Source organism: Alloalcanivorax marinus, from assembly GCF_016906305.1.
In the GTDB taxonomy this organism is placed as follows: Bacteria; Pseudomonadota; Gammaproteobacteria; order Pseudomonadales; family Alcanivoracaceae; genus Alloalcanivorax; species Alloalcanivorax marinus.
Map to the genome: position 1 here is coordinate 16,893 of NZ_JADDOL010000016.1, position 15,686 is coordinate 32,578.

14 protein-coding genes are annotated in these 15,686 nt (G+C 65.0%); 8 read left to right on the plus strand and 6 right to left on the minus strand.

Features of this window, described 5'->3' with window-relative positions; genetic code table 11:
• Positions 1-23: 23 nt before the first annotated feature.
• The 4 genes from IM760_RS13455 to IM760_RS13470 are packed head-to-tail and all read left to right on the plus strand — an operon-like array spanning position 24 to position 6,182.
• A complete protein-coding gene (locus tag IM760_RS13455) occupies positions 24-1,850 on the plus strand; it encodes a DUF294 nucleotidyltransferase-like domain-containing protein (protein WP_204430183.1) in 1,827 nt (608 codons plus the stop codon).
• Between the two features lie 18 nt (positions 1,851-1,868).
• Positions 1,869-2,474, plus strand: a complete 606-nt coding sequence (locus tag IM760_RS13460; RefSeq protein ID WP_316252384.1) for a 3'-5' exonuclease — start codon at positions 1,869-1,871, stop codon at positions 2,472-2,474.
• Positions 2,475-2,485: 11 nt separating this feature from the next.
• Positions 2,486-2,707, plus strand: a complete 222-nt coding sequence (locus IM760_RS13465) for a hypothetical protein (RefSeq protein ID WP_204430185.1) — start codon at positions 2,486-2,488, stop codon at positions 2,705-2,707.
• A 4-nt stretch (positions 2,708-2,711) separates the two neighbouring features.
• Positions 2,712-6,182, plus strand: coding sequence for a hybrid sensor histidine kinase/response regulator (locus IM760_RS13470; protein WP_204430187.1), 3,471 nt, complete (start codon positions 2,712-2,714; stop codon positions 6,180-6,182).
• 10 nt (positions 6,183-6,192) lie between these two features.
• On the opposite strand, the gene IM760_RS13475 is transcribed toward IM760_RS13470, so the two are convergent.
• The 5 genes from IM760_RS13475 to IM760_RS13495 form a co-directional block, all read right to left on the minus strand.
• Positions 6,193-6,843, minus strand: a complete 651-nt coding sequence (locus tag IM760_RS13475; RefSeq protein WP_204430340.1) for a response regulator — start codon at positions 6,841-6,843, stop codon at positions 6,193-6,195.
• A gap of 353 nt (positions 6,844-7,196) precedes the next feature.
• Positions 7,197-7,595 (minus strand): ectoine synthase, encoded by a 399-nt coding sequence (locus IM760_RS13480; protein WP_014993249.1) that lies wholly within the window; start codon positions 7,593-7,595, stop codon positions 7,197-7,199.
• Positions 7,596-7,676: 81 nt separating this feature from the next.
• Positions 7,677-8,981 carry a diaminobutyrate--2-oxoglutarate transaminase gene (ectB, locus tag IM760_RS13485; RefSeq protein WP_204430189.1) on the minus strand — a complete coding sequence of 435 codons (1,305 nt, stop codon included), beginning with the start codon at positions 8,979-8,981 and terminating at the stop codon, positions 7,677-7,679.
• Between the two features lie 68 nt (positions 8,982-9,049).
• Positions 9,050-9,592, minus strand: a complete 543-nt coding sequence (gene ectA / locus IM760_RS13490; RefSeq protein ID WP_204430191.1) for a diaminobutyrate acetyltransferase — start codon at positions 9,590-9,592, stop codon at positions 9,050-9,052.
• Between the two features lie 5 nt (positions 9,593-9,597).
• The gene (locus tag IM760_RS13495; RefSeq protein ID WP_204430193.1) at positions 9,598-10,134 is read right to left on the minus strand and encodes a MarR family winged helix-turn-helix transcriptional regulator; all 537 of its coding nucleotides are present in this window, start codon (positions 10,132-10,134) and stop codon (positions 9,598-9,600) included.
• A gap of 201 nt (positions 10,135-10,335) precedes the next feature.
• Here IM760_RS13495 and IM760_RS13500 point away from each other — a divergent pair, with 201 nt between their 5' ends.
• Positions 10,336-10,929, plus strand: coding sequence for a TRAP transporter small permease (locus IM760_RS13500; RefSeq protein WP_204430195.1), 594 nt, complete (start codon positions 10,336-10,338; stop codon positions 10,927-10,929).
• A gap of 27 nt (positions 10,930-10,956) precedes the next feature.
• A complete protein-coding gene (locus IM760_RS13505) occupies positions 10,957-12,240 on the plus strand; it encodes a TRAP transporter large permease (RefSeq protein ID WP_204430197.1) in 1,284 nt (427 codons plus the stop codon).
• 65 nt (positions 12,241-12,305) lie between these two features.
• Here the strand turns inward: IM760_RS13505 and dctP are convergent, their stop codons facing one another.
• Complete coding sequence (gene dctP, locus IM760_RS13510; RefSeq protein ID WP_204430199.1) at positions 12,306-13,328, minus strand: TRAP transporter substrate-binding protein DctP; 1,023 nt, start codon at positions 13,326-13,328, stop codon at positions 12,306-12,308.
• 213 nt (positions 13,329-13,541) lie between these two features.
• Between dctP and IM760_RS13515 the strand changes: the two genes are divergently transcribed.
• Both IM760_RS13515 and folE2 read left to right on the plus strand, forming a co-directional pair.
• Complete coding sequence (locus tag IM760_RS13515; RefSeq protein WP_228232112.1) at positions 13,542-14,444, plus strand: tetratricopeptide repeat protein; 903 nt, start codon at positions 13,542-13,544, stop codon at positions 14,442-14,444.
• Positions 14,445-14,664: 220 nt separating this feature from the next.
• Positions 14,665-15,627, plus strand: a complete 963-nt coding sequence (gene folE2, locus IM760_RS13520; protein WP_204430200.1) for a GTP cyclohydrolase FolE2 — start codon at positions 14,665-14,667, stop codon at positions 15,625-15,627.
• Positions 15,628-15,686 lie beyond the last annotated feature (59 nt).

Here is a 15,686-nt window from a genome sequence, read left to right on the forward strand (position 1 = left end):
CGTTTGGACACCGGTGCATCGCCATGATCGACGTGGATTTCGAGCAACTGCCGTTCTCCCTGCTGGAGGACGAGCACCGCGAGCGTCTCAAGGCGGCCATGGAAATGGCCTTCTTCGAGGCCGGGCAGGTGTTGCTGGAAGCACGCCGGCCCGCCGATTACGTGTACGTGGTGCACAAGGGCGCGGTGCTGGAGCTGGACCCCACCCTGCCGGCGGACGCCGGCCGGCTCGGGGTCTACACCGCCGGCGATGTGTTTGGCGCGCTGAGCGTGCTGAACGGCCGCAGCCGGTACCGGTTCGTCACCGAGGAAGAAACCCTCTGCTATCTGATTCCCGCCGCTCTGTTCAAAACCCTGTGCGATGAACAGCCGGCGTTCGCCGACTATTTCCGTCAGCGCCTGGCCAGCAAGAACCGCCTGCTCGCCGAGCGCCGCGAGGGCGGCGTCACCATGGCCGGTTTCATGCTCGCCAACGTGCACCAGTGCATGCGCGAGCCGCTGGTGCTGCCCAGCGGGGGCACCGTGCAGCAGGCGGTGGCGGCGCTCAATGAACGGCAGGCGGACAGTCTGCTGGTGGAGCGGGACGGCCATGTCGGCGTGATCACCAAAACCGACCTGCTGCGCGGGCTGGTGGACGAAGGGCTGACGCCGGCCTCGCCGGCCCTGTCCCTGGCCACCTTCCGGCTGGTCAAGGTGCCGCCGGACGAATACCTGTTCGCCGCCCTGGTCAGCATGACCCGCCATGAGGTGGAGCGGGTGGTGGTCATGGAAGGGCGCAAGCCGGTGGGGGTGGTGGAGCTCACCGATGTGCTCAGCTTCTTCTCCAGCCGCTCCTATGTGGTGGGGCTGGAAGTGGAGCGCGCCGACAACCTGCAGGCGCTGTCGCTGGCCAGCGCGCGCCTGCCGGAGCTGGTGCGGGCGCTGATGGCCCAGGGCGTGAAGATGCGTTTCGCCATGGACCTGCTGGCCGCGCTCAATGGCCGCATCATCAGCAAGGCGTTCCAATTCGTGGTGCCGGAGGCCCATCAGGAACACGGCTGCCTGCTGGTGTTGGGCAGTGAAGGGCGCGGTGAGCAGATTCTCAAGACCGACCAGGACAACGCCCTGATCCTCGACGACGCCGCGCACTGGCCGGAGCGCGACGAACACATGCGCCGTTTCACGGAAACCCTGCTGACCCTGGGCTACCCCCGTTGCCCCGGCAATATCATGGTGTCCAACCCGGAATGGGTGGGGTCGCTGTCGGACTGGCGCGAGAAGGTGTCGCGCTGGGCCGGCCAGGGCGACGACGCGGCGATGATGAACCTGGCGATTCTGATCGACGCCCATCCGGTGGCCGGCCGGGCGGAACTGGTGGAGTCGCTGCGCGAGACCCTGTTCCAGCGCTGCAGCGGCGACCAGATCCTGCTGTCCCGGTTCGCCCGGCCGTCGCTGAAGTTCGCCACCCCGCTGAACTGGTTCGGCGCCCTGAAAAAGCCCGACCAGGGCATCGACATCAAGAAGGGCGGCCTGTTTCCGGTGGTGCACGGGGTGCGCGCCATGAGCCTGGAGCATCGGGTGCGGGACACCGGCACCCTGGCGCGGCTCAACCGGCTGGTGGACGCGGGCCAGATGGACGCGGGCTTCGCCGAGGAACTGGGCGAGGCCATGGCCCTGTTCGCGGAACTGCGCCTGCGCCAGCAACTGGCCCGTCTGGAAGGCGAGGGCGGCCAGGACCCGGCGGGGTTGCCCGGCAATCAACTGCTGGTGGACCGGCTTTCCGCCCTGGAGCGGGACCTGCTGCGCGAATCCCTGCAGGTGGTCAACGAATTCAAGAAGCGTTTGTCCCGGCGCTTTCATCTGGAGTATTGAGCGATCCGGAGTATCGATGTGCTGAAAAGACTGGTACAGAAACGGCGCCACGGCAGCGGGCCCTACGGTCATTTGTTCCGCACGCCCAATGGCCGGGAGCTGATGGCCCTGGATTGCGAGACCACCGGGCTGGACCCGCGCCGGGCGGAGCTGGTGTCGGTGGCGGCGGTACCGATCCGCGAAGGCCGGGTGCGCGCCGGCGCCGCCCTGGAGCTGCACCTGGCGCCGCCGGCCAGCCTCAGCGGGGACTCGATCCGCATCCACCGCCTGCGTGGCGTGGACCTGGAACAGGGGGTGACCGTCGACCACGCCCTGGAGCAACTGCTGGCGTTCATCGGCAACCGGCCGCTGGTGGGCTGGTGCCTGGACTTCGACCTGGCGGTGATCAATCGTTACCTGCGGCCGGCGCTGGGCTTTGACCTGCCCAACCCGGTGGTGGAGCTGTCCGATCTGTACCGCAAGCGCGAACGCTACCGCAGCCCGGACGCGCTGCCGGACCTGCGCTTCGAGCGCGTGGCCGGCAAACTGGGGGTGCCGGTGATCGGCCGGCACACCGCCCGCGGCGACGCCACCACGGCGGCGCTGATGTATCTGAAACTGAACCCCGCCGTCGCCGACCAATAAGGAGAATCCTCATGGCGTACCTGCAAGGCGTGCTGTTGCTGCTGGGCCTGACGCTGGTCCTGTTCGCCTACGGACATTACATTCATCGCACCGGCGACTGGGGCGGCGTGCTGCGTTTCTGGACCCGGGGCATGACACTCTCGGTGGTGGAGTTCAAGATTCAGCGCGCCGGCCTGTTGGTGCTGATCCTGGCGGTGGTGGTACGGTTCTGTCAGGTTCTGTTTCAGTGGTGATCCCTTGCTGAGTCTATGGCAGCTCGGCCTGCTGGCCCTGTTGTATGTGATGGTGCTGTTCGTGATCGCCTGGTGGGGCGACCGTGCCGAGCGGCGCGGCCTGCCGGTGGTCAACAACGCCTGGACCTACAGCCTGGGGCTGGGGGTGTACTGCACCTCCTGGACGTTCTACGGGGCGGTGGGCGAGGCGGCCCACAGTGGCTGGACCTACCTGCCCATTTATCTGGGCCCGATTCTCACCATGCTGCTGGGTGGGGAGCTGATCTACAAACTGGTGTCGGTGGGCAAGCAGCACCACATCACCTCCATCGCCGACTTCCTGGCGGCGCGCTACGGCAAGTCCCGGCAACTGGCGGTGCTGGTCACGGTGGTGGCCATCGTCGGCGTGCTGCCTTACATCGCCTTGCAGCTCAAGGCCGTGACCCTGTCCTTCGAACATGTGGTGGGCATCAACGCCACGCCGCCGCTGGACATCGCCCTGGCGGTGTCCGCCCTGATGGCGGTGTTCACCCTGCTGTTCGGCACCCGCCATATCGACGCCACCGAGCACCAGTCCGGGCTGATGCTGGCGGTCAGCTTCGAGTCCTTTATCAAGCTGGTGGCGTTCGTGATCATCGGCCTGTTCTGCCTGTTCGTGGTGTTCAACGGTCCTCTGGATCTGTGGCGCAACATGATGGCCTCGCCGCGGATTCGCGGCACCTTTGAACCGGCGCTGTTCTCGCAGAACTTCGTCACCGCGCTGCTGCTGTCGATGCTGGCGATTCTCTGCCTGCCCCGGCAGTTCCACGCCGGGGTGGTGGAGAACAACGACCTGCAGCATTTGCGCAAGGCGCGCTGGCTGATGCCGCTCTATCTGGGCTTGTTCGCCCTGTTCGTATTGCCGATCGTGGCCGCCGGCCTGCTCACCCAGTCCCACGGCGGGCCGGCGGACATGTACATGCTGTCGCTGCCCATGGCCACGGGCAACAACGGCATGATGCTGCTGGCCTTTATCGGCGGCATCGCCGCGGCCACCGGCATGGTGATCATGTCGACCATGGCCCTGGCGATCATGCTCACCAACGAGGTGCTGATGCCGGCCTGGGTGCAGTATCGGATCCAGGGCGACGAGGAGCTCTCCGACCTGAGCAATCAGGTGCGTCTGCTGCGGCGGCTGAGCATCGTGGTGCTGCTGGCGCTGGCCTTTCTGTTCCACATTCTGATCGACCGTTTCGAGGGCCTGGCGCGCATCGGTTTGTTGTCGTTCGCGGCGGTGGCGCAGCTGGCGCCGGCGCTGCTGGGCGGCCTGTACTGGCGGCGCGGCCATCAGAGCGGCGCCTTTGTCGGCCTGATCCTCGGTTTCCTGGTCTGGTTCTATTGCCTGCTGCTGCCGCTGGTGCTGCCGGTGAGCTGGGTGGACTACCTCAACCAGAGCGGGCTGCTGGGCCTGGGCATTCTGCGGCCCTATGCTCTGTTCGGTATCGAGGGCCTGGAACCGCTCACCCACGGGGTGTTCTGGAGCCTGAGTCTGAACCTGCTGGCCTATGTGTCGTTCTCCCGCCGCGCCCGGCACAGTCCGCTGGACGAAACCCAGGCCACCCGCTTCGTCGATACCCCCACCGACTGGTGGCGGGAGGGCATGGGCCACCCGCTGATCACCACCGGTGAACTGCTGCAGGTGTGCGAGCGGGGGCTGGGTCACCCCCGGGCCCGGCCGCTGTTCTTCGATTATCTGCACCGGCGTCAGATCTCCGAGGACCCGTCGCTGCCGGCGCCGCTGCATCTGGTGCGCTATGTGGAGCGCCTGCTGGCCGGCGCCATGGGCGCCTCCACCGCGCGCATCGTGATGGGCTCGCTGCTCAGCAAGCAGAGCGTGCGCCGCGACGACATGGTGCGGATCATGGACGAGGCGTCCCAGCTGATTCAGTTCAACCATCAGCTGCTGCGCACCACCATCGAGACCATCAGCCAGGGCATCTGCGTGGTGGACCGGGACCTGAACATCGTCGCCTGGAACCAGGCCTACGTGGCCCTGTTCGGCTACCCGGAAGGTTTTATCCGGCTGGGCCGGCCCATCGAGGAGGTCTACCGGCACAACGCGGAGCGCGGCTTCTACGACGGCCGTGATCTGGATGAGGACGTGCGCAAGCGCGTGCAGCTGCTGCGCGAGGGCAGTGCCCACCGCTTCGAGCGGGAGCTGCCCAACGGCGTGATCGTCGAGGTGCGCGGTAACCCCATGGAAGGCGGCGGCTTCGTCAGTACCTATATGGACATCACCGAGCGTAAGCGCGACGAGATCGCCCTGCGTCAGATCAATGAGAACCTGGAGCAGATGGTCTCCGAGCGCACCCGGCGTCTGTCCGAGGTGAACAGCCAGCTGGAGCAGGCCAACGAGGGCAAGACCCGCTTTCTGGCCGCCGCCGGCCACGACCTGATGCAGCCGCTCAACGCCGCCCAGCTGTTCGCCTCCTCCCTGGCCCAGCGGCTCGGCCAGCGCGGCGACGAGTTTGGCTATGAAAGGCAGGTGCTGGGCCATATCGACAGCTCCCTGCGCGCCGCCGAGCAGATCATCTCGGCGTTGCTGGAAATCAGCCGCCTGGACACCGGCACCATGCAGGCCCATCCCTCGGTGGTGGCGGTGCGCCCGCTGATGGAACAGCTTGGCGAGGAATTCAGTGTGCTGGCCCGGGCCGAAGGGCTGGATCTGCACACCGTGTTCAGCGACCTGCGGGTGCGCACCGACGAGGCGTTGCTGCGGCGGGTGCTGCAGAATCTGCTGTCCAACGCGGTGCGCTACACCGAGCGGGGGCGGGTGCTGTTCGGCTGCCGCCGGCGGGGCGACACCCTGCGCATCGAAATCTGGGACACCGGCCCGGGCATCCCGGAGGATCAGCACACCCGGGTGTTCCATGAGTTCATGCGGTTGCCGCAGCAGGGGCGCCGGCAGGTGAAGGGCCTGGGCCTGGGGCTGGCCATCGCCGACCGCATCTGCCGGCTGCTCGGGCATCGCATCACGGTGGACTCCTGGCCCGGGCGGGGCACGGTGTTTTCCGTCTATGTGCCCCTGGCCGGGGCGGAGGCGCCACCGGCCCTCCCGGCGGCGCCCGCGCCGGCGGTGGAGGACCGCCGCCATCTGGCCGGTACCCGGGTGTTCTGCGTGGACAACGACCCGGGGCTGCTGGCCAGCCTGGAGGCGCTGCTGCGCGCCCTGGGCTGCGACCCGGTCACCGCCCGCTCCCGGGAGGAAGCCCTGCGCCGGGCCGCCGGCGCCCCGGAACCGGATCTGCTGCTGGTGGATTATCAACTGGATGACGGCGAGAACGGCTTCCAGGTGATCGAGGCGTTGGACGGTTACTGGGAAGAGGTGGTCCCGGCGGTGCTGATCACCGCCGACCGGCGCGTGGAGATCCGCGCGGAGGCCGAGGAGCGGGGCGTGGGCTTTCTGCAGAAGCCGGTCAGCGAGGAAGCCATTCTGCGTGTGCTGCGGGGGCTGTAGCCCCCCGGGCTCATTCCAGCCCGGGGGGCTCGATGGCCAGGTCCTTGAGCGCCAGCACCGCCTGGGTGCGGTTGCGCACGCCGAGCTTGCGGAAAATGGCGGTCATGTGCGCCTTCACGGTGGCCTCGGACACCTCCAGTTCGTAGGCGATCACCTTGTTCTGCATGCCTTCCATCAGCATGCCCATGACGCGGAACTGTTGCGGCGTGAGCTGGGTGATACGCTCGCGCATGCCGGCGAACTCTCCCGGGTCCGGCGGCGCGTGCCGGCGGGCGTACTCCGGCACCCAGCGTTCGCCGCCGATGATCCGGGACAGGGCCCGGGTCATGGCGTCCACCGAGGCGGATTTGGGGATGAAGCCGTCGGCGCCGAACTGCAGGGAGCGCTGCACCACTTCCACCGCTTCGTTGGCGGAGATCACCACCAGCGGTACCTTGCGATACAGCTCGCGCAGATAGATCAGGCCGGAAAAGCCATGGGTGCCGGGCATATGCAGATCGAGCAGGATCAGATCGAAGGGCACCTGGTCCTCGCCCAGTTTTTCCAGGGCGGCCAGGGAGTCGGCTTCGACAATGTCGGCGCGCGCGAAACTGACGTCCACGGCCTGGCGCAGAGCGGCGCGAAATAAGGGATGGTCGTCGGCGATCAGTATTTTCATTATTGGGGCCTGTGACTCGTTATCCCGCCAGTATACACGGCCAGGACCCGGCTGCCGCGCCCTTGACCGGCATCCGGCGGAGGTCGGCGCCGGGCAAAAAAACGGAGCAAAAAAAAAGAGGAGGGCCCCTCCCGGAGGAAGGGCACCGTGGAAACTCTCCAGAGCCGTTAACAATGTCGGTGCAAGGCAAGGTTCACCGGTACGTGGCGGTTTCCCGGGCCGCCGCGAAAGTGGTTGTACTATGGCTAAAATCCAGGGGCGCCTGAATTAGACCTTGGTCGACGCCTGGCGCACCCATAAAAAAAGCGGAGCCCGGGGGCTCCGCTTTCGGTGTTCGCACCGAACCAACCGGAGGATCAGTCCAGGTCGGCGGGGTAAACGCCGTTTTCGTCGTGGACTTCCTTGCCGCTCAGCGGGGGGGTGAAGGCGCAGGCCACCACCATGTCTTCGTTCTCGCCACCGTAGAGATAGTGCTCGTCGTGCTGGTCGAGCAGATAAATGGTGCCGGGGGTGAGTTCGTGCACATCCCCGCTCTCGACCATCTCGATTTTGCCCTTGCCGGAAATCACATAGACGGATTCCCAGTGGTTGGCGTATTTGATGTGGGTTTTGGTGCCCTTGAAGATGGTGGTGATGTTGAAGGAATGGCCCATGCCATCTTCCTTCAGGGACAGGCGCACGGACTGCCAGTTGCCGTTCTCGGCGACCACGCGACGTTCCGTTTTTTCAGCTTCCGCCAGGGTACGAACAATCATCTGGACCTCCAAAGGATTGGAATAAAGGGAAAGGGATAAAAAACCGGCCGCCGGGAAGGCGGCCGGTGTCGGCGTTTTGAATCAGCCCGCCAGGCTGGAAACGGAGTGCGCGTCGCCCCGTTTGATCCGGTCTTTCATGACTTCGGCCACGCTTTCCTTGAGGATGTCCATGGCTTCGTTCAGCTCGTCCTCGGACACGGTCAGCGGACACAGGGTCTTGATCACCTGGTCGTCGGCGCCGGAGGTTTCGATCACCAGCTTGCGACGGAAGGCCGCCTTGGTGATTTCCTCGGCCAGCTGGCCGTCGCGGCACACCAGGCCCTGCATCATGCCGCGGCCGTTCAGGTAGAACCAGTGATCCTCGTAGGCGCCGGCGATATCGCGGAAGCGCTCGGTGATCAGGTCGCCTTTCTTCTGCACTTCCTTGGCGAAGGTGTCATCGCTCCAGAAGTGGGCCAGTGCCTTGGCGGCGGTGGCGAAGGCCAGGTTGTGGCCCCGGAAGGTGCCGTTGTGCTCGCCCGGTTTCCACTGGTCCAGCTCCGGCTTGAGCAGCACCACCGCGAACGGCAGGCCGTAGCCGCTCAGGGACTTGGACAGGGTGATGATGTCCGGCTTGATGCCCACGTTGTCGAAGCTGAAGAAGGTACCGGTACGGCCACAGCCGGCCTGGATGTCATCCAGGATCAGCAGCATGTCGTGCTTGCGGCAGACCCGTTCCAGGTTGCGCAGCCACTCGAAGCTGGCCGCGTTGATGCCGCCCTCACCCTGCACGGTTTCCACGATCACCGCGGCGGGATGGTCGACGCCGCTGGAGGAGTCGCAGAGTACCTTGTCCAGGTATTCGGTGGTGTCGAAGGCATCACCCAGATAGCCGTCGTAGGGCATCACGCTGACGCCGCCCATGGTCACGCCGGCCACGCCACGGTGGTGGCTGTTGCCGGTGGTGGACAGGGCGCCCAGGCTGACGCCGTGGAAGCCGTTGGTGAAGCTGATGATGTTCTCGCGGCCCTTGATGTTGCGGGCGATCTTCAGCGCCGCTTCCACGGCGTTGGTGCCGGTGGGGCCGGTGAACTGCACCACATGGTCCATTTCACGGGGCTTGAGAATGTACTCGTCCAGCGCTTCCAGGAAGTCACGCTTGGCCACGGTGTGCATGTCCAGGCCGTGAACGATCTTGTCGTTCTGGATGTATTCCAGCAGCACTTCCTTGAGCACCGGGTTGTTGTGCCCGTAGTTCAGGGTGCCGGCGCCGGCCAGAAAGTCCAGGTAGCGATTACCTTCCTCGTCGTACAGATAGCTGCCCTGGGCCTTGTCGAATACCACCGGGAAGCTGCGTGCGTAACTCTGTACCTCGGATTCGATATTCTCAAAAATTTCCGTATCCATGGCTTGTCTACCTCTCTTTCGCTGTCTGGTCGGATTCAGTCGATTCAGTATTCAGGCGTTCTTCGCGTTCAGGCGTCGTCCCGGTTGAACGGGCCGATCCGCAGAAGGTGTTCATCGTTGTGCTGCCCGGCGAAGTGGATGCGCGAGTCGAACAGGATGAACTCCTCGGTGGGCATCCGCCGCTCATAGGCGAAGCTGCGGAACATGCCCCAGGATGCTTCATTATCCGGGGTGATGGTGGTGTCGATGAACTGCACGTCCCGGCTCTCGTCCCGCTCGATCAGGTTGGCCAGCATGCGCTTCGCCAGACCGTGACCGCGGGCCTTGGCGTGCACCGCCACCTGCCACACGAACAGGGTGTTCTGCTGTTTGGGCGGGATGTAGCCGGAAATAAAACCCACCAGTTCGCCGTCCATCTCGGCCGCCACGGAGGTGTCCGCGAAGTGCGTGCACTGCAGCAGGTTGCAGTACACGGAGTTCTCGTCCAGCGGCTTGCACTCGGCGATCAGCTTGTGCACGCGTGGGCCGTCCTGACTTTCAGGCTTGCGCAGAATGATCTCTTTTTTGATGTCGGCGGGGGTCGAGGCCCCTTTTTGATCGTCTGATGGCATTCGGTTCACTTCCGGTCAGGTTGATAGGATGAAGAGTCGCGACGCCGGCGCTGGCCGTCGCCGTTGGGCTGGATGCGGTCGATGGCGCCCAGATCCAGCACCGGCGAGGCGTCGATGTCGCCGGCGTTCATCATCGCCGCGACACGCTGCAGCGAGCTGAGAATCAACGACTGCTCCCAGTCCTCGAGCCGCTCGAAGCGGGCCATGAACTCGTCCTGAAGCGGCGTCGGGGCCCGCTCCATGATGTCGCGGCCGGCCGTGGTCAAATAAGCATAGACCCGCCGTTTGTCCCGTTCACCCCTTTTGCGCTCGATCAAGCCGCGCTTCTCGAGGCGATCGAGGATGGTGGTCACGGTGGCCTGGCTGACCGACACCTCCGTGGCGATGTCCCCCATGGTCATCTCACCCCGCGAGGCAATCGCCTGCAGGATCAGCAGCTGGGGCGCCGTGAGGCCGGCGACCTTGCTCAGCTTGCGCGAGTAAAGGTCGGTGGCGCGGATGATTTGGCGTAGAGCAATCAGCACTTCGTCGTGTCGGGCCATGGTCGTTAATTCTCTGGATAACAAACTAATATGACCGTGTCGCGTCAGCGTCATTTTGATGTAAAAACAGGTTTTACATTTGCTTTTCGGCTGCAGAGCAACGGCATGGCCGAGCGATTCCTTGCGAATAGTGGTAGGCTAGTTTAGAGATATAATATTTAGATGTCAAAGTACTTATGTCCGCTGGGGTAGTAGAGATCCATGAACAACGCCTTCAAGGGGCTGCTGACCGCGCTGGCCGCGTTTGATCGCGTCATCGGTGTGGTCGAGCGGCTGGTCATCGGCGGCACCGTGCTGTTGATGGCGCTGCTGATGAGTGTCCATGTGGTGGGGCAACTGGTGTTCGACCGGGGCATCCCCGGCACCTATGAAGTCACCGAAATGCTGATCGTGGTGATGACCTTCGTGGGCGTCAGCTACGCCGCCCGCCATGCCCGTCACATCCGGATGTCCGCGCTTTACGAGCAGCTGAGGGGCCGCGCCCGCAAGGGGCTGTTGATGCTGATCTGCCTGGGCACGGCGGCGCTGATGTTCTATTTCGCCTGGAAGTCCGGCCAGTACGTGATCGACATCCACGACCGGGGCCGGGTCAGCTCGTCCCTGGGCCTGCCCATGTGGATCGTCTACCTGGCACTGCCCGCCGGGTTCGGCCTGGCCGGCATCCAGTACCTGCTGACCCTGGCCCGCAACGCCCTGTCACCGGGTATCTGGCGCTCGTTCAACGAACGGGAAACCTATTCGGATACGCCGGTGCACGGCGGGGAAATGGGAGGGGCCGGCGATGACCGTGTCTGAATCGCGAACCGGCCGGAGGGCGCCCACATGCTGATCGCCCTGGTTCTGATCATGCTGGTCCTGCTGCTGCTGGGCTATCCGATGATGGTGCCGCTGGCGGTGGGCACCCTGTTCATGATGTTCTCCGGGCTGACCTTCTTCGGCCCCGAGCAGGCGGTGACCTGGATGATCACCGGCGTGGGCAGCTGGGTGCTGGCGGCGGTGCCCATGTTCATCTTCGCCGCCGACATCCTCACCAAGGGGCACACCGCCAACCGTCTGCTGGACCTGGTGGACTCGTTCAGCCGCCACTGGCGCGGCGGGCTGCCGATCACCACGGCGGCGGGTTGCGCGGTGTTCGGCGCGGTGTCCGGCTCCACCCAGGCCACCGTGGTCGCCATGGGGGGGCCGATGCGGCCGCGCCTGCTGGCCAAGGGCTACTCGGACAGCTTCGCGCTGGCGCTGATCATCAATGCCAGCGACATCGCTTTGCTGATCCCGCCCAGCATCGGCTTCATCGTCTACGGCGTGGTGATGGGCACCTCCATCGGTGACCTGTTTCTGGCCGGCATTCTGCCGGGCATCCTGATTCTGCTGATGTTCGCCGCCTACTGCTGGGTCGGCGCGCGTGTCCAGGGCATCGAGCCGGAGCCGCGGGCCAGCTGGGCGGAACGTTTCAAGGCCCTGCGCGGCGCCATCCTGCCGCTGGGCTTCCCGGTGCTGGTGGTGGGCGGCATCTATCTGGGCTTTTTCAGCGCCGTGGAGGCTTCCGCCGTGGCGGTGGCCTACGCCCTGTTGCTGGAAGTGGTGATCTACCGGAAAGTGAGCCTCCGCGATCTGGGCGGTCTGGCCCTGTCCTCGGGGATGATCACCGCGGTGGTGTTCATTCTGGTGGCCATCGGCGCCGCCTTTTCACACACCCTGGGCACCGCCGGCATACCGGAACAGGTGCTCGGCCCCGCCATCGAGGCCATCGGCGATAACAAAACGGCGGCCCTGGCACTGATCGCGGTGGCGTTCTTTATCGGTTGCATGTTCGTGGATCCGATCGTGGTGATCCTGATCCTGGTGCCGATCTTCAAGCCGCTGGTGCAGTCCGCCGGGCTGGATCCGGTCCATGTGGGCGTGATCGTGACCCTGCAGGCGGCCATCGGCTCGGCCACGCCGCCGTTCGGCTGCGACATCTTCACCGCCATCGCCGTGTTCCGCCGGCCCTATCTGGAAGTGATTCGCGGCACGCCGCCGTTCATTTTGATCCTGATGCTGGCCACGGTGATTCTGGTCGCCTACCCGCAGATTTCCCTGTGGCTGCCGTCCCTGGGCAGTCCGTGATCGCGGGCCCATCAAAAAGCCCGGCGCCAGGCCGGGCTTTTTGAGGGAGCGGTCGGGTCGGCGGGTCAGGATTGATCGCCGGCCTGGTCGAACGCCTGGAGCAGGGTATCCAGGGCCCGCTGGCCGCGCTCGCCGACTTCGTCGATATAGATCTGGCGTACCGGCCGGGCCTGTTCGCGGAAGGCCTCGCGCTGGGCGTCGTTCAGTTCGATGATCTCGATGTCGCTGTCCTTGCGGATCGCCTTGAGCCGCTTCTTGTTGAAGCCGGTCTGCAGCTCGTGGCCTTCACGCACCAGTTTACCGACCACCTTGTCGACCATGGCCCGGCGCTCCCCGGAGAGGCCGTCGTACCATTGCTCGTTGCCCATCAGGGTCGCCACGAACTGGGATTGGCGGGCGAAGATCATGTACTGCTGCACCTCGTAGAACCCCATCTCCTGATGGGCGAACACCGGCTGGATATTGGCCTCCGCCTGGCCCTGCTGCAGGGCACTGTACAGCTCGCCGTAGGCGATGGTGGTGGGGGCCGCGCCGTAGGCCTGGTAGGTGGCGCGCAGCAGGCTGTTGTCCATCACGCGGATCTTCAGGCCCTTCATGTCCGCCGGCTCGCGGATGGCCCGGTTGGCGGTCCACACCTGGTAGCCCTCGGGCAGCTCGGCCAGCGGTACCAGGTCGCGCTGGCGGAACGATTGCTGCCAGGCGTCGCTTTTCAGAAAGGCGTCGGAGTTCAGTACCCGGGCGGTGCGCCACTCATCGGCGGGCATCACGAAGTTCAGGTTGAGCAGCTGGCTTTCCGGCACCGTGCCGCCCAGGGCGCCGGAGCCGAACGCCATCTGGATGGCGCCATTCTGCACCGCGTCGTAGAGCGCGGTGTAGGTGGAGCCCCAGGTCCCGTAGGGCAGCAGTTGCACGGTGATGTCGCCGTCGCTGCGTTTCTCGATCAGTTCCTTGAAGCGCTCCGCGTAGCGGTGCTGGACGCTGCCTTCGATCTCTTCCAGGCCGAGGCGCCAGGTTTCCGCCGTGGCGCCGGCGCTGAACGCCATCAGCAAGAGCGCCGCGGCGGCGCCCATGAGTCGTGGGATTCTCATGAAACTCCTTGGTGTTGGCATGCGGGATCAACTCACTACATGGCATCGCGGGAAGCCTGTCAAGCGCGCTCCGGTTCGCTTTTGCCCGGTTCAGGCTGGCGGCGGGCGGGTCTTAATGCCACCATACTCGCGGCGTCGGCCGGTGGCGGCGCCCGCGCGCCGGCCACCCGTGATGAATCCGAATTGAAGATCTGAGAGAAAGAGGAAGCGGTCTTGTTCAAGCGTTGCCTGAAGGCGGGAATCTGGGTGCTGTTGCTGACCATGAGCGCCATGGCGGGCGCCCAGTCGGAACCCGCCGACCCCCGTCCGGAGTCGGAGAGCGAGATCGAGAAGGGCCCGGTGATCTCCCAGTTCCGCGAGAACTGGATTCTCGGTGAGCTGCGCGCCATCCGTCAGGACATGATGGAATACCGCAACGACATGAACCGCATCGTCACCGACCGCGAACTGGAGGTGGCGGACAAGGCCATGGGTTACGCCACCAACACGGTGACCTACTTCTTCTATCTGATCGCCGGTGCCGCCTCGATCCTGGCCCTGGTGGGCTGGTCCACCATCCGTGACCTGAAGGACAACATCCGGGTTTACGCCGAGAAGGAGATGTCCCGGCTGACGGTGGAGTACGAGTCGCGGCTGGCGGACCTGGAGCAGGAGCTGCGCCAGAAATCCCGCACCATCGCCGAGAACCAGGAAGAGATCGAGCGCACCAACGAGATCCATAGCCTGTGGCTGAAAGCCACCAAGGAAGGCAGCTACAAGGAGAAGATCGAGCTCTACGACCGGATCCTGGAGCTGCGCCCGGACGATCCGGAGGCGCTGGCCTGGAAAGCCGACGCCGCCCTGGAGCTGGGCGAGCAGCGCTGGGCCCTGAGCCTGTGCGACCGGGTGCTGGAGGTGGACGAGGACAACGCCCACGCCCTCTACCAGCGGGCCTGCGCCTGGGCCGGCCTGGGCGAGAACGACAATGCCCTGCGCGACCTGCAACAGGCGGTGAACATTTCCGAGGCCCTGCGGCGTCACGCCCGGGCGGAAGAAATGTTCGTGCCGTTGCGCGATCTGGAGCGCTTCCAGGAAGTGGTGGGCCGTCCCGAGGACGACCCGGAGTCGCTGCTGTAGGCGGCCGGAACGCCCTGTTTACCCTGCTATGGGCGGGCCCGGATTGATAGACCGGGCCTGTCACCGCCATTGCCAAACCCCGCCCGCCGGAAGGTCTATTTGTGCGGGTGATTCTGCTACACTTCGCGTCCCTGTGTGATCGGGCGATGACAATCAGGTTGCCATTTCATTCACCTGATCGGCGTCATGATGCGCCGCCGTCGTCCCTACGGAGATTCCCATGAAGCGCGATAGTGGTGCAGATACCACCAAATCCATGCCCGATGTGGCGACCAATTCCATGGTGGACCACCTTCACAGCACCCTGGACTGGGTCGGCATGAGCGAGATACATCTGCCCGCCCGGATCAGCGACACCCTGGCCGGCGAACGGCCGGTGAGCACCTCCATCCAGGCCTACGTGAGCCTGTCCAATCCGGACGCCAAGGGCATTCACATGTCCCGGCTGTACCTGATGCTGGAGGAGACGTTCGGGGACCACTCGGTGAGCGCTCACTCCATCGAGACGCTGCTGGATAACTTCCTGGATACCCACGACGGCCTCAGCGACAAGGCCTTCGTGCAGTTCGATTTTGAATACTCCATGCGCCGCCCGGCCCTGAAGAGCAGCTACGCCGGCTGGAAGAGCTACCCGGTGACCATCAAGGCCACCAAGGCGCCGGACGGCCTGCGCATCGAGCTGGCCGTGGAAGTGCCGTACTCCTCCACCTGCCCCTGCTCCGCGGCTCTGGCCCGGCAGTTGATTCAGGAGCAGTTCCGCGAGGACTTCGGCAAGGACAGCCAGGTGGACGTGGACAAGGTGTTCGAATGGCTGGGCACCGAGGAAGGCATCATGGCCACGCCGCACAGCCAGCGCTCCGTGGCCCAGGTGCGGGTGCTGCTGGATGCCGGCTGTGACGAGGCGTTCCCGATCACCGCGCTGATCGACACCATCGAGGGCGCCCTGAAGACGCCGGTGCAGACCGCCGTGAAGCGGGTGGACGAGCAGGAGTTCGCCAAGCTCAACGGTCAGAACCTGATGTTCTGCGAGGACGCCGCCCGGCGCCTCAAGCAGGCCCTGGACCCGCAGCCGTGCTATCAGGATTTCTGGCTGCGCGTGAATCACCTGGAAAGCCTGCACGCCCACAACGCCGTGGCGATCGTCACCAAACAGGTGGATGGCGGCTATCTGCCGATTCCCTGATTCATCGCCCGCACACCGGCCATAAAAAAGCCGCGCTCTTCAGCGCGGCTTTTTTGTGC

Bases quoted from the DNA above. Each gene is read 5' to 3' on its own strand.
- IM760_RS13480 (WP_014993249.1), bottom strand. From the start codon at position 7,595: ATGATTGTTCGTACCCTGGCGGAAGCTGAAAAAACGGAACGTCGCGTG.
- IM760_RS13455 (WP_204430183.1), top strand. From the start codon at position 24: ATGATCGACGTGGATTTCGAGCAACTGCCGTTCTCCCTGCTGGAGGAC.
- folE2 (WP_204430200.1), top strand. From the start codon at position 14,665: ATGAAGCGCGATAGTGGTGCAGATACCACCAAATCCATGCCCGATGTG.
- IM760_RS13500 (WP_204430195.1), top strand. From the start codon at position 10,336: ATGAACAACGCCTTCAAGGGGCTGCTGACCGCGCTGGCCGCGTTTGAT.
- IM760_RS13495 (WP_204430193.1), bottom strand. From the start codon at position 10,134: ATGGCCCGACACGACGAAGTGCTGATTGCTCTACGCCAAATCATCCGC.
- IM760_RS13465 (WP_204430185.1), top strand. From the start codon at position 2,486: ATGGCGTACCTGCAAGGCGTGCTGTTGCTGCTGGGCCTGACGCTGGTC.
- ectA (WP_204430191.1), bottom strand. From the start codon at position 9,592: ATGCCATCAGACGATCAAAAAGGGGCCTCGACCCCCGCCGACATCAAA.
- IM760_RS13505 (WP_204430197.1), top strand. From the start codon at position 10,957: ATGCTGATCGCCCTGGTTCTGATCATGCTGGTCCTGCTGCTGCTGGGC.
- ectB (WP_204430189.1), bottom strand. From the start codon at position 8,981: ATGGATACGGAAATTTTTGAGAATATCGAATCCGAGGTACAGAGTTAC.
- dctP (WP_204430199.1), bottom strand. From the start codon at position 13,328: ATGAGAATCCCACGACTCATGGGCGCCGCCGCGGCGCTCTTGCTGATG.